Below are 13,491 nucleotides of genomic sequence, written 5' to 3' on the forward strand. Positions count from 1 at the left end.
TCAGAACGTCGGTGCCATCTGGCACCACGAGGCGTCGAAACCCGTGAGCACGACCATCTCCTCGCCGGAGCGCAGGTCGATCAGGTGCGTCTGCATGGTTCTGGGAAGCGGCACGAGCATGTCGTCATAAGGGTTCTCGACCAGTCTCGGCGCAACCGTCACCGCTACGTACTGCCCGCTCGGCGATGGGCACGCCTGCAGGATCGCGTTGCCGGAGGCGACCTCGAACAGGGAGGATGCCGCACCTTCGTCGTCGACTCTGATGATGGCCTGCCCGGTGGGGAGACCATCATCACCACGAGCGACGACGTGCCGCAGCGTGCCGCCGGGATACGGGGCGATCGTGGTCGCCGGGCCGAAGGCGGGCTCGGATGCAGCGAGCGGAGTCTCGGAACCGTCGGCGAGATTCAACTCCATGGTGCTGCCGTCTGCCCGCTTCACGATGGCCGTGTAGGTGCCGCGCGAGATGCCGAGAAGGCTCATGGCGATGCCCATGTTCTGTGCCCCTGCATCACCGGATCGGTCATCGAGAGAGAGCGTGCCGGCGAAGTCGATGAACAGCACCGCGGCCGAATCCGGCACGAACTGCCACTCGGCGATGCTGGCCTCATCATCACCGACCTCGACGATGTGCGGTTCGTCGTCACCGGAGAGCGATTGGGTGACGAGCACGCTCGCGCGGCCGCTGTCCTCGCTGAGTTCCCGGTCCGAATAGGTGTAGCCGACCAGCCCGCCCCGTTCAGAGACCTGTACGGAACTGACGTAGCCGTCGCCCGGGAGCTTCAGTTCACGGACGTTGTCGCCGTCGTGGTCCATGACCAGGATCCGCGACCCGTCGTCGTCTTCGACGGCGACGACGAGCCGGGTCGTCGTCGAACGATAGTCGTTGATGCGCGGGTGGGTGAACACGGGCACCGCGTTCTCGCCACCGAGGTCGGTGCGGAAGATCGAGTCGTCGTCTTCGGAGCGGTTGAGCAGGAAGATCTTTGCGGCCGGCGTCGTGAACGTGGTCGAGAGATCGGATGCCGGCCCCCCACCGACGCCCGTGGCACCTGCCACATCGACGGTGTACTCGGTCGCATCGTCGAGAGGGACCGTGAAGCGGATGCCGATGCTCCGGCCTGCGGCATCCACCGTGAACGGAACTGCCGGCTCGACCGTCACCTGGGACTCGTCGATCTCCTGCAGCGACTGGTTGGCCGTGAGGATGACGCGGCTGCCGGAGACCTCGATGGCCTCCGCCGCATCGACCTGCACCTGGCTCACGCGCGGCCCCTGGAAGAGGCTGACCGCACCGAGACCGCCGACCACGACGACGAGTACGGCGACCACAGCGAGGATCGTGTACAGAAAGCGGCGATCCTTGGGAGCGGCGACGCGATGGGGTGCCGCGCTGGTGGAGCTATGAGCCGGCTCGGCGGCAGGCTCAGCGCCCGGGGAGCCGGCACCGGCAGGCTCAGTGGCCGGCAGAGCGACGCTGGCAGCGGCGACAGGCTCCACGACGGCAGGGAGGAATATCGCATCGGCCGGCGCAGGTGGGATCGCGGGCGCGTCGCCGGGCTCAGCCGTCGAACGCCGCGCCGCGGCCTCCGCAGCCTCGCGCTCCGCAGCCTCGCGCTCCGCAGCCTCGCGCTCCGCAGCCTCCCGCTCCGCAGCCTCCCGCTCCGCAGCCTCTCGAGCGGCACGGGCTTCGGCGCGCGTCTGGGGCACCTCGGGGCGATCCTCAGTACTCATAAGGATCCCCTGGCTCATCGATCGCGACCACCGAGGTGGGGACGACGCGCAGCGATCCGTCGCTGTCGGCGGTGACCGTGCCGGTGACCTCGATCCACTGGCCCGTGGCGAACTCTCCGCTGCCGCTCTCACCGGCAGCCACGCTCACGGGCACGGCGGCCGGCTGGGCGTCGATCACGCAGTGCGTGATGATCATGCGGGTGAGGTTCACGGCATCCGCTTCGTCGCCTGGCGTGACGAACCCGGTCAGCGTGACGGTGGAACCGTCGTAGGCCTCTGGACGAGTGGCTGTGGCGAAGACGCTCGACCACTCCCCGACGCCGAAAGTCGTGGTGTCGGCGACGCCGAGGGTCGGGGTGTCCGCACCGGCGAAGAGGGTGCCGGCGGCATCCGCCCGCGACATCGCCAGCTCGACCGACAGCGATGCGGGCGGCAGCACGAGGGCCGCGACGACGACGCCGCTCGCGACGATCCCAGCCGAAATGGTGCCGGCGAGCTTGAGTGCGCGTCGAGGGGATGCCACGGCATCCGGATCAGCATCGTCAAGACCGTGATCATGCCCATGATCGACTTCAGCACCCAGCGGAAGAGTGCACGACCAGATCGCGCCGGCGAGCACGACGACTGCACCGGCGCATGCGAACCAGATCGACTCGGGGCTGATGTAGAGCGTCAGCTGCCCCGCGACTCCGAGACCGAGAGTCACGATCGAGATGACGACGGCGAGGCCGAGACCGAGCCAGCGCGATCCGAGTGCGCGCCAGCGGGTGCGAGACTGCTCAGCCAAAGACGTTCACCCCGATCCCGATCGCGAATGCGCTCATCACCACGACGGCGACGACGCCGACGAGGGTGCGCGTGGTGAAAGTCGTACGCAGCAGCGCGAGCATCTTGATGTCGACGAGCGGCCCGACCAGCAGGAACGCGATCAGCGCTCCCGATGAGAACGTCGAGGCGAACGACAGGGCGAAGAACGCGTCGACGTTCGAGCAGATCGCCACCGTCATCGCGAGCGCCATCATCGCGACGATCGAGAGCACCGGGTTCGATCCGATCGCGAGCAGCATGTCTCGGGGAACGAGCACCTGCACCGCCCCGGCGAGCGCGGAGCCGATCACGAGTGCGGGCATGACCGCGCGCAACTCGATCAGGAACTGCGTGAGACTGCGACGCGTGGGAGTGCCGTGCTCGTGCTGCACCCGCTCGCAGGTGGCGGTGAACTGCTGGGTGAGCAGAGCGTCGGGCGAGGGATGACGGCTGTAGATCCAGCCGATCAGGTTCGCGATCAGGTAGCCGCCGACGAGGCGGGCGACCAGGATGCCGCCGTCCCATCCGAAAGCCGCGTGAGTGGTGATGATGACGATCGGGTTCACGATCGGGGCGGCGATCAGGAAGGTCATCGCCTCTGCCGGCGCCAGCCCCCGCATCATCAGACCGCGTGCGAATGGCACGTTGCCGCACTCGCACACCGGGATCAGCATCCCGAGCAGCGACAGCACCGCTCGGCGGGCCCATCCGCGCGTCGGCAACCACCGCTGGATGGTATCCGGCGGCAGCCACACCTGCACGACGATCGACAGTACGACGCCGAGCACGACGAACGGCAGTGCCTCGATCAGCACGCTCAGCGCGAGGGTGAGGCCGTCCTGCGCGCGGCTCGGCAGCGACGCCTGGAACAGCGCCGGGGCGAACCTGTCGATCAGGAACAGCGCCGCGATGATGACGACGCCGATGACGACGCCGATCCATGGCGAGCGAGGAGCGCGCGAGTTGCGACCGGGCCCTGCAGCCGTCGACGCGCGCGGCGGACTGACGATGTTCACGCGGACGCGGATCCCTCAGCCGCTGCGCGCCTGTTCGCGCACGGGGTGCACAGTCCGAAGATGTCGACGACGTGCTCGGCCTCACTGAAGCCGTGCAGCGAGGCGGTGCGCTGCGCCCAGGCCTCGACATCCTTCGCCTCGATCTCGACGGTCAACCCGCATGATCGGCAGATCAGATGGTGGTGATGACCTTCGGTCGAGCAGGCGCGATACAGAGCCTCACCCTCCGGACTCTGCAACGAGTCGGCATCTCCGGAGGTCGCAAGGCCGGACAGCGTGCGATAGACCGTGGCGAGACCGATACCGGTGTTCTCGTCACGGAGTGTGGCGTGCAGAGTCTGCGCGCTCACGAAACCGCGCGCATCGGCGAGTGCTTCGCGCACTCGCTCGCGCTGCCAGGTATTGCGCTGAACCATACCGAGAGTCTAAGCCGCGGCGCTTGTCAAGGGCTGAGAGCGACGCCGCACCCGATCGCGCCCGCGCTGGACCAGCCAGCAGCCCACGTAGATGAGGAAGGAGATCGTCGTGATGTACGGGCTGACCGGCAGGGTGCCGGCGAGTGCGAGCAGGATGCCGCCGACCGCCGAGACGAAGCCGAACAGCGCCGCGAGCAGAGGCACGGTGAGCGGGCCCGCGGCCACGCGCATGGCCGCGGCGGCAGGGGTCACCAGCAGCGCCATGACCAGCAGAGCGCCGATGATGTGCACGCTGACCGCGACGATGAGACCGAGCAGCACCATGAAGGCAAGGCTGAGCGCCTTGGTCGGGATGCCGCGGGCGGACGCTGCGACGTTGTCGAGCGAGTCGAACCGCAGAGGATTCCACATCAGCAGCAGACCGATCAGCACGACCGCGCTGATGCCGATCAGCCAGCCGAGGTCGGGGCTGGACACCGAGACGATCTGGCCGGTCAGCAGGCTGAAGCGGTTCGCGCTGCGACCCTCGTAGAGCGACAGGAACAGGATGCCGAGGCCGAGGCCGAACGGCATCAGCACCCCGACGACCGAGTTGCGATCACGCGCCTTCGATCCGAGGATGCCGATCAGGATCGCTGCGACCAGGGCTCCGCCGAGGGATCCGGCCACGACGCTCCCGCCGAACAGCAGGGCCGCGGCGGCACCGGCGAATGACAGCTCGCTCACGCCGTGCACGGCGAAGGCGAGGTCGCGCTGCATCACGAAGACGCCGATCAGTCCGCCGACGATGCCGAGCACGGCGCCCGCGATGATCGAGTTCGCGAGCAGGGCGACGAGTGCACCGTAGTCCTGGAAGGAGAAGACGTCTCCCCAGTCGATCATCGGCGCGATCATGCGGTCACCTCCGCGTAGCATCCGTGCACGAACTTCGCAGAAGTGCAGTTGACTCGCAGATATCCTCGCGATTGGTGCGAAGCACGCGCACATCTGCGAAATTGTGCCGCGATCATGCGACGTCTCCCGCATCGTGGTCGTGGTGCGGCTCGGCATCCGGAACGCCGACGACCACCAGGCGGTCGCCGGCACGGAGTACGAAGACCGGTGTGCCGTAGAGATCGGTGAGCACGCGGCTCTGCAGCACTTCATCGGGGGTGCCGAGCACGAACCGCCCTCCGGCGATGTACAGGATGCGGTCGACCCGGCCGAGGATCGGGTTGATGTCGTGCGTGACGAACAGCACGGCGGCGTCGCGCTCGCGGCGTTGCCGGTCGATGATGTCGGTGATGCCGAGCTGATTCGCGAGGTCAAGGTTCGACAGCGGCTCGTCGCAGAGCAGCAAAGTCGGCGCATCGGCGAGGGCCTGACCGACGCGCAGCCGCTGCTGCTCTCCGCCGGAGAGCAGGCCGACCCGGCGATCCGCGAAGTGCGCGGCTCCGACACCCTCGAGCAGTGCGTCGACTCTGGCCTTGTCACCGTGTCGCGGGATGGGCAGACCGAACCGGGTGCCATTGACACCGAGGGCGACGACGTCGCGGGCGCGCATGCTGGTGTCTGGCGGGAGCGGACGCTGCTGCGGGATGTAGCCGATGCGCGGGTTGCCGCGTCGAACCGGACTGCCCGCGACTCGGATGCTGCCTGCGCTCAGCGGCTGGAGGCCGAGGATCGCACGCATGAGAGTGGTCTTGCCCGAGCCGGACGGCCCGAGCACGGCGATGAACTCACCGGGCTCGACGGTCAGATCGAGGCCGGACCAGAGTTCGCGGTGCCCGCGATGAAGCGCTGCGCCTTTGATCTCGAGCACCGGTGCTGATCCACCTGCGCTCGCGCTGGATGGCCCCGCACTCACTGCTCGAGTGCGGCGGCGAGGTCCTGGATCGCATCACGCATCCACTCAGAGTACGACGATCCGTCCTCGAGCAGCTCCGTGAATGCGACGACAGGGATGCCGGCGGCCTTTGCCGCCTCTTCGACACGCTGGGTCTCGGCACCGCCGGTCTGCGCGTTGGTGAGCAGCGCCTTCACGTCGCCGTTGTCGATGACGTCGAGAGCAGCGAGCAGGGTTGCGGGTGCGACGTCGGTGCCCTCTTCCACGGCTTCGGCGAAGCCTTCCGGCGTCACATCGGTGAGACCGGCCGCTGCAGCGATGTAACCGGGCAGCGGCTCGGTGATGAAGACGGATGCGTTGCCGGCCTCGGTGCCGAGCGTCTCGAGCTCGGCTTCGAAGCCCTCGAGGTCGCTGACGATCTCGGCGGCCGCTGCGGTGAAGTCGGCCTCGCCATCAGGGTCGAGCTCGCTGAACTCCGCCGCGATGCCCTCGACGACGTGGATCATCGTGTGCGGGTCGAACCACACGTGCTCGTTGAAGCCCTCGATGTGGTCGTGGCCTTCGTGGCCCTCTTCCTCAGCGTGGTCGTGACCTTCCTCTTCCGCGTGCTCTTCCTCAGTGTGCTCTTCCTCAGTGTGAGCCTCGGCATCCTCGTGTCCCTCGTTGCCGGGATAGTCGTGGGAGAACGAGGCCGCCGTGAAGACGTGCACGTCGGATTCTCCGATCAGGGTGTCGACGAACGAGTCGTACCCACCGCCGTTCTCGATGACGAGTTCGGCGTCCTGCACGGACAGGCGATCACGGGCGGATGCCTCGTACGAGTGCGGATCCTGCGAGGCGGAGGTGATGATCGAGGTCACGTCGACGCGATCGCCACCGATCTGCTCGGCGAGCGATCCGTAGACATTGGTGCTGGCGACCACCTGGATCACATCGTCACCCGCGCCTTCCGAGGCAGCGGTGGGCGCGCATCCGGCGAGGACGAGAGCGGAGACGGATGCGAGCGCGACGGCGGCGACGGACTTCTTCATCCGTCCAGCCTAAGGCTAATGAGAACCATTATCAACTCGACGGCACGTCCGGGGAAAGCCGCATCCGGAAAACGGAGACCGCACTCGGCGTGGCGCGGCGCGTCATCGTTCGACACGCCGCGACACAGACGAATGGTCTCCGTTTTCCGAGGACGGTCAGCTGAGCAGACCGTCCGGCGCGATCCAGACGGTGCTCTCCCCGGGCAGGGCGCCGTCGACAGCGGTGCCGAGCACGACGCGCGCGGCATCCCGCCCGAGCTCGAACGGCTCGGCACCGAAGTTCGTCACGACTTCCCAGCCGTTCGGCCGTGCGAAGTGCAGCACGTCGGTCCTGCCGGTCTCGATCCACTCCAGGCTCTCGTCGGTCTGCAGGATGCGCCGTTGACGCAGCGCCTCGCGGTACAGCGACAGGGTCGACGACGGATCTGCCGCTTCGACGTCGACGGCGTACTCGGCGAACCAGGCCGGCTGCGGCAGATGCGCACCGGCCGCGCCGAATCCGAAGGACGGGCCGGATGCCGTCCAGGGCAGCGGCACACGGCATCCGTCTCGGCCGAGACCGTCGAACGAGGCGCCACGGAAGAACGACGGATCCTGCCGCTGCTCCGCCGAGATGTCCGCGACCTCTTGCAGGCCGAGTTCTTCGCCCTGATAGAGGTACGTGCTGCCGGGCAGTCCCAGCAGGAGCAGCGTGGCCGCGTGCGCACGGCGGATGCCCCGCTCACGGTCGAGCTGGTCCTCGGGACCGCCTGCGGCCACCCACTCAGTGCCCTGTTTGACCGGACGCCCGTCGAGCGCGGGAAGTCCATATCGAGTGGCATGCCTGGTGACGTCGTGGTTGGAGAGCACCCAGGTGGTCGACGACCCGGTCGCCCGCGCCTGCTCGAGATTGTCGGCGATGATGCGGCGGAACTGCGCGGCATCGAAGTCCGCGACGAGGAGATCGAAGTTGAACGCCTGACCGAGCCCCTCTGCCGAGGCGTACTTGGCACGGCGCTCCGGTGTCTCGACCCATGCCTCAGCGACGGCGGTGCGTGGCGGATCGTACTCGTTGAACACCCTTCGCCATTCGGCGTAGATCTCGTGCACATCGTCGCGGTCGGTCAGAGGGTGGCGACCGGAGGTGCGGTCCATCGCATCGAGCTCTGCCCGGGAAGGCAGCGGCTCGGTCAGATCCTTGGTGAGCATGTGCGCGACGTCGATGCGGAAGCCGTCGACCCCGCGATCCGACCAGAAGCGCAGGGTGGTCAGGAAATCCTCGCGGACTTCGGGATGATCCCAGTTCAGATCCGGCTGCTCGGGGGCGAAGCTGTGGAGGTACCACTGCCCGTCGTCGACGCGCTCCCATGCTCCGCCGCCGAATGCAGCGCCCCAATCGGTCGGCGGCTCCGCACCGTCGGGGCCGCTGCCCTCCCGGAAGATGTATCGCTCCCGCGCGGCGGATCCTCGCCCAGCGGCGAGCGCCTCCTGGAACCACTCGTGAAGATCCGAGGTGTGGTTCGGGACGATGTCGACGACGACACGGATGCCGCGCTCGTGCAGTGCCGCGACCATCGCATCGAAGTCGTCGAGCGTGCCGAGGCGAGGATCGACGTTGCGGTAGTCGGCGACGTCGTAGCCCCCGTCGGCGAGCGCAGAGGGGTAGAACGGACTCAGCCACACCGCGTCGATCCCGAGCTCGGCGAGGTAGTCGGCACGGGAGACGATGCCCGGTATGTCGCCGAGGCCGTCACCGTTCGCGTCGGCGAAGCTGCGGGGGTAGATCTGGTAGACGGCGGCCTGACGCCACCAGGCTGCGGTCTTCTCGTCTTCGCGGGTCTCAGTGAGAAGCGCTTCAGTCATGAGGGGTGGTGCTCCTTCTTTTCTTGCGGTGGTCCTGGCTGCGGTGTCAGCCTTTCACTGCACCCTGCGTGACGCCCTCCATGACGAAGCGCTGCGTGAACAGGTATGCCAGGATCGCGGGCGCCATCGCCATCAAGTACGAGGCGAACGACACGTTGTAGTTGTTGCTGAACTGGGTCTGGAACAGGTTCTGCCGCACCGGCAGCGTCTGCATCGCCGGATCGGAGATGATGAGCGACGGCATCATGAAGTCGTTCCACGCATAGAGGAACGCGAAGATCCCCACGGTCGCGCTCATCGGGGCGAGCAGCGGGAAGATCAGCTGCCAGAACGTCTGCCAGGTCGTGGCTCCGTCGATGCGCGCGCTCTCCTCCAGCTCGATCGGTATCGACCGGAGGAACGCGGTGAACAGCAGCACGCTGAAGCTGAGCTGGAACATCGTCGCGAGGATGATCACACCCAGCGGGTTGTCGAGTCCGACGCGGCCGGTGAGCTGGATCTGCGGCAGCGCCACCACCGGGAACGGGATGAACATGGCCGCGAGCAGGTAGAAGAACGAATAGCGGAACAACCGGCGGTCCCAGTTGCGCACGATCGCGTATGACGCGAAGGCGGCGAGCAGGATGGTCGCGATCACGGTGCCGGCGGTGACAAGCAGCGAGATCCCGGCTCCGACCGGGAACCTGGTGAGGTTCCACGCCTCGACGAACCCGTCGAGGCTGAACGGCGCCGGCAGGGAGAAGGCGTTGCCGTCGACCGCCTGCCCTGTGGTCTTGAAGGCCATCGAGATCGTGACGTAGAGCGGCAGGAGCACGGTGACCGCGCACAGGATCAGGATGATCGTGCCCGACCAGTTCACACGCTCCATGCGCACGCGCGGCTTCTTCCCGGCAGTCTGGGTGGTGATCGTCTGCGTCGACATCAGAGGGCATTCCTTCCGCGGGTCAGCGAGAGCTGAAGAAGCGAGATCAATACGGCGACGATGAAGAAGATCGTCGCGTTGGCCATCTGGTAGGCGTAGTCGCCGCTGTTGAAGCCCGCGATTATCGTCATCGCGACGCTGCGAGTCGAGGTCCCTGGCCCGCCGTTGGTGAGTCCGACGATGATGTCGTAGGCGTTCAGGAAGCCCTTGAACCCGAGGATCACATTGATCACGACGTACCCCGCGACGAGCGGGATCGTGATGCGCGTGAGCTGCTGGGACTTGCTCGCACCGTCGATGCTCGCCGCCTCGTAGACCTCGTTCGGCACGGAGAGCAGGCCCGCGATGTAGATCAGCAGTGCACCGGGGACGGCCTGCCACGCGGTCACGATCACGATCGCCACCCAAGCGAGATCCGGGTTGGCCAACAGGCTCGTCTCGAGCCAGGGGATGCCGGTGGCCGCGCCCGCGGCAGGAATCGAGTTCGAGAACAGGAAGTTGAAGACGTAGGCGATGATGATGCCCGAGATGACCATCGGGATCACGAAGATCGTGCGCAGGCCCGTCTTGAAGCGGATGCGGGAGGTGAGGCCCACCGCGAGCAGGAACGCGATGACGTTCACGACGATCACCGTCGCGATCGAGAACCCGAACGTGAACAGGTAGCTCTGCAGGATCGCCGGGTCGCTGAACATCGCGATGTAGTTGGTCAACCCGTTGAAGCTCCACTCGCCGATGCCGATCGAGTCGGTGAAGCTGAAGAAGATGCCCATCACCGCCGGGAGCGTGATCGCGAGGGTGAAGAGCACGAGCGTCGGAAGCAGGAACAGGTAGTAGATCGGCTCGACCCTGCGGGTGTGCCGACGGAGCTTGCGTCCCTGTCCGGTGACGATCGAGGTCGTGTCCGTCGTCGGGCTGTTGGGCCGCGTGGTGTTCGCGGTTGCGGTGGTGCTCACGGTGCGGACTCCTCTGTCTCGCCGACTGCCGCATCGCCTGTGGTGGGGATGGGCGCGCGGAAGGCGATGCGAGCCCAATCCGCGTCCATGGTGCGCAGCGTCGAGGTGGTCGAGGCTCCCAGCACCATCGCCTGCGCGTAGTTCATCACCGGGATCGTCTTGGGCACGAGCACCGAGGGGCCCTGGTAGATCTGCCCGTTCTCGTAGTAGTCGATCATCCCCTCGATCCGCGGATCGTCCGGCGCAGGGGCGTCCTTCGTCGGCGTGAAGCCGAGCTGCGACGCGTTGTACTCCTCGATGTTCTCGGGGAGGTACAGATACTCGAGGAAGTCGCGCGCGGCCTCTTGGTGCCGCGATCCCTCGGGGATCATCGCTCCGAGGTCCATGTTCACGCGCACACCGAGGTCGGCGGGGTCATCGGTCATGGGCAGCGGGAAGGTGCCGAGCTCGAGGTCGGGCGCGGTCTTCGCGATCTCACTGAACGCCCACGGCCCCTGCATGTACATCGCCGCCTCGCCTTTGCTGAAGGCGAGATTGCCGTCGCCGTATCCTCGGCTCGCGGCATCCTCATTCGTGTAGTCGTCCGCGAGCTGCATCATCTGCGCCATGGGCTCGGCGAAATCCTTCTCGAAAGAGACCTCGGAGTCTGGGCCGACCGCAGCGCCTTCGACCGCCATGGCGTCGAAGAACTCGATCGTGTCGACGGAGCCGCCGATCGTGTAGTCGTACCAGCCCTGCCCTACGGTCCAGTCATCCTTGAACGTGCCGTAGAACGGGTCGATCCCGGCGTCCTTGAGCTGATCGCACAGGGCGATCAGTTCGTCCCAGGTCTGCGGCACTTCCAACCCCTGGGCCCGGAAGATCTCCTTGTTGTAGATCACGGACGCAGCCATCACCGAGTACGGCAGGGCACTCGTGCGGCCCTCGCACGATCCGTACTGCTCCATGAGCGGCTGCAGGTCGTCCCGGATACTAGCCGCGGCGTCCGTCTCGGAGAGATCCGTGAGAGCACAGCGCTGCACGAAGCGCGCGATCTCGTAGTTGTAGTTGCCGAGAATGAGGTCGGGCGGGTTCCCCCGCACGAAGCTGGCCGAGATGACGTCCGGTCCCGATGTGTCGATCTCGACGTGCACGTCGTCCTGCGACGCGTTGTACTCGGCGACGAGATCGGTCATGAACGGGATCGCCTCGCGCTTGTTGAAGGTGAAGCGGATCGTCTCCGCTCCTGAGCCTGCCGCACAGCTCGTGAGAGCGGCGCCGACCATCGCCAGGCCGAGCCCTCCGGCGATCATCCGTATCGTGCGTGTTCGTTTCTCAGACACCGTCGTCCTTTCGATCCGATTGATCCGCACATTAAATCTAGTGGGCGAATTTACTGTCGGGAGGTACTCTCTCATTGGAACGAGAGGAAGGTCAAGGGTTGTGACAGAAGTCTCGACAGGACTCGGAACCGGACGCGCAAGCGTCGGGTCCGTCCTCGACTTCGCCTGGGAGGCGGGGCAGTTCACCGCCACCGACGTCATGGCCGCCACTGCGATCACCCGGTCAACGGCCATCGACGCGATCGATACGCTGGTCGGAGCCGAGGTTCTGCGCGAACTCCCCAACGCGCGCGCAGCCGGCAGCTACCGCTCCGGCCGCCCGGCGAGACGCTTCGCCCTCTCCGCCGATCTCGGCGTGGTCGTGGGCATCGACGCCGGCGACACGCACCTTGCGGTGACCGTGGCCGATCCGCTCGACGCCACGCTCGTGCACCACCGCGTCGAGGTGGACTCCACCCAGTCGGCAGATGAGCGCCGGGCGGCCATCATCGAGCAGTTGCGCGCAGCGCTGGAAGAATCGGGCACCCCCCGAGACCGCGTGCTCGCGCTCTGCGTCGGCGTCGCCGCCCCCGTGAATCGCGACGGCATCTCGCCGCCGCATCCTGACGGTTTCTGGGAGCGCACGAATCCCGGCCTCGCCGACGCGCTTCGTGACTGGGCTCCTGTGGTCGAGATCAAGAACGACGCCCAGCTGGCTGCCATCGCAGAGGGCGCGGTGGGCGCTGCTATCGGATGCCGCGACTACGTCGCCCTGCTCGCCAGCGAGCGCTTCGGCGGCGGCGTGGTCGTCGACGGTCACGTGCTGCACGGCGCCCACGGCGGCGTCGGCGAGGGCATCGTGTTCGATCACATCGTGGGCGTCGGCTCGGCTTTCGGACTCCGGTACTCACTGCAGAACCAAGCCAGGGCGGCGATGACGGCCGGCGAGATCGCGGTCGACGGTGCGGTCGGACGACTTGTAGCGGAGGATCGCATCGACTCGCGCATCGTTCTGACGCTCGCGGCGTCAGGAGACGCGGATGCTGTGCTCATCACCGACCGCGTCGGCGCGACTGTCGCACGCATCGTCGGAGTGCTCGGCAGCATGTACGACCCCTCGCGCGTGATCGTTTGCGGTGCGGTGGCCGAGAGCATCGAACCCGTGCTCGCGGCCGCCCGGCGCATCCTCCCGGAAGAGCTTCACCTTCCGGCGCCCGAGATCGTGGCCTCAACGCTGGGCGCCGCCGTCGTCTCGGCCGGAGCCATCGCGACCGCGCGCCGCGCAGCCCGCGAGCGGACGGTGCCCCAGCTCGCGGAGCGGCGGCTCAGCGCGCTCGCATAGCGGCGGCATCGGTCCTTCGAACGCGACGACTTCTCGTCACTCCGGGGCAGCTCGCAAGTCGAAGCGGTAGGCGATCCCATCGCTCTCGCGTTGCTGCCCAGCGATGAACCACTCCTGCCCCTCCGGAGCGGGATGCTCCTCCGCGTAGGCAGCGAGTATCTGCTCTTCCACAGAGGACTGGGCCTGTCGAGCAACCCACGCGTTGAGGTCATCAGCAAAGTCTGACATCAGTAGACGCCGCTCCCTTGGTCGTTCACTTCTTCACGAATGCCAGTCTCCAGTGCGCCTTCGCCCCCCTG

The 13,491-nt window shown here is 66.9% G+C and carries 13 protein-coding genes; 1 reads left to right on the forward strand and 12 read right to left on the reverse strand.

Annotated features, from left to right (window positions below):
* From QFZ46_RS07370 to QFZ46_RS07420, 11 genes are all read right to left on the reverse strand, one after another.
* Entirely contained in the window at positions 1 to 1,734 is a 1,734-nt protein-coding gene (locus tag QFZ46_RS07370; protein WP_307359932.1) for a hypothetical protein, read from the reverse strand.
* Positions 1,724 to 2,521, reverse strand: coding sequence for a TIGR03943 family putative permease subunit (locus tag QFZ46_RS07375; protein WP_307359933.1), 798 nt, complete (start codon positions 2,519 to 2,521; stop codon positions 1,724 to 1,726). Before QFZ46_RS07375 ends, QFZ46_RS07370 begins: the two co-directional genes overlap by 11 nt.
* Complete coding sequence (locus QFZ46_RS07380; protein WP_373457639.1) at positions 2,514 to 3,557, reverse strand: permease; 1,044 nt, start codon at positions 3,555 to 3,557, stop codon at positions 2,514 to 2,516. The genes QFZ46_RS07375 and QFZ46_RS07380 overlap by 8 nt, the downstream gene beginning before the upstream one ends.
* Positions 3,554 to 3,973: a Fur family transcriptional regulator gene (locus QFZ46_RS07385; RefSeq protein ID WP_307359934.1), complete on the reverse strand. Its 420-nt coding sequence runs from the start codon at positions 3,971 to 3,973 to the stop codon at positions 3,554 to 3,556. The genes QFZ46_RS07380 and QFZ46_RS07385 overlap by 4 nt, the downstream gene beginning before the upstream one ends.
* A 9-nt stretch (positions 3,974 to 3,982) precedes the next feature.
* Positions 3,983 to 4,867, reverse strand: coding sequence for a metal ABC transporter permease (locus tag QFZ46_RS07390; protein ID WP_307359936.1), 885 nt, complete (start codon positions 4,865 to 4,867; stop codon positions 3,983 to 3,985).
* A 112-nt stretch (positions 4,868 to 4,979) separates the two neighbouring features.
* Positions 4,980 to 5,774 (reverse strand): metal ABC transporter ATP-binding protein, encoded by a 795-nt coding sequence (locus QFZ46_RS07395; RefSeq protein WP_307359938.1) that lies wholly within the window; start codon positions 5,772 to 5,774, stop codon positions 4,980 to 4,982.
* 41 nt (positions 5,775 to 5,815) lie between these two features.
* Positions 5,816 to 6,829 carry a metal ABC transporter solute-binding protein, Zn/Mn family gene (locus QFZ46_RS07400; RefSeq protein WP_307359940.1) on the reverse strand — a complete coding sequence of 338 codons (1,014 nt, stop codon included), beginning with the start codon at positions 6,827 to 6,829 and terminating at the stop codon, positions 5,816 to 5,818.
* 156 nt (positions 6,830 to 6,985) lie between these two features.
* Positions 6,986 to 8,671, reverse strand: a complete 1,686-nt coding sequence (locus QFZ46_RS07405; protein ID WP_307359942.1) for a glycoside hydrolase family 13 protein — start codon at positions 8,669 to 8,671, stop codon at positions 6,986 to 6,988.
* Positions 8,672 to 8,717: 46 nt separating this feature from the next.
* Entirely contained in the window at positions 8,718 to 9,593 is an 876-nt protein-coding gene (locus tag QFZ46_RS07410) for a carbohydrate ABC transporter permease (protein WP_307359945.1), read from the reverse strand.
* Positions 9,593 to 10,549 carry a carbohydrate ABC transporter permease gene (locus QFZ46_RS07415; RefSeq protein WP_307359946.1) on the reverse strand — a complete coding sequence of 319 codons (957 nt, stop codon included), beginning with the start codon at positions 10,547 to 10,549 and terminating at the stop codon, positions 9,593 to 9,595. Before QFZ46_RS07415 ends, QFZ46_RS07410 begins: the two co-directional genes overlap by 1 nt.
* Positions 10,546 to 11,871 carry an ABC transporter substrate-binding protein gene (locus QFZ46_RS07420; protein ID WP_307359948.1) on the reverse strand — a complete coding sequence of 442 codons (1,326 nt, stop codon included), beginning with the start codon at positions 11,869 to 11,871 and terminating at the stop codon, positions 10,546 to 10,548. The genes QFZ46_RS07415 and QFZ46_RS07420 overlap by 4 nt, the downstream gene beginning before the upstream one ends.
* Before the next feature lie 100 nt (positions 11,872 to 11,971).
* Between QFZ46_RS07420 and QFZ46_RS07425 the strand changes: the two genes are divergently transcribed.
* Complete coding sequence (locus QFZ46_RS07425) at positions 11,972 to 13,192, forward strand: ROK family transcriptional regulator (RefSeq protein ID WP_307359952.1); 1,221 nt, start codon at positions 11,972 to 11,974, stop codon at positions 13,190 to 13,192.
* Positions 13,193 to 13,228: 36 nt separating this feature from the next.
* Here QFZ46_RS07425 and QFZ46_RS07430 read toward each other — a convergent pair whose 3' ends face one another.
* Positions 13,229 to 13,420 (reverse strand): hypothetical protein, encoded by a 192-nt coding sequence (locus tag QFZ46_RS07430; protein ID WP_307359955.1) that lies wholly within the window; start codon positions 13,418 to 13,420, stop codon positions 13,229 to 13,231.
* Positions 13,421 to 13,491: the final 71 nt, after the last annotated feature.

The organism is Microbacterium murale (assembly GCF_030815955.1).
Lineage (GTDB): Bacteria > Actinomycetota > Actinomycetes > Actinomycetales > Microbacteriaceae > Microbacterium > Microbacterium murale_A.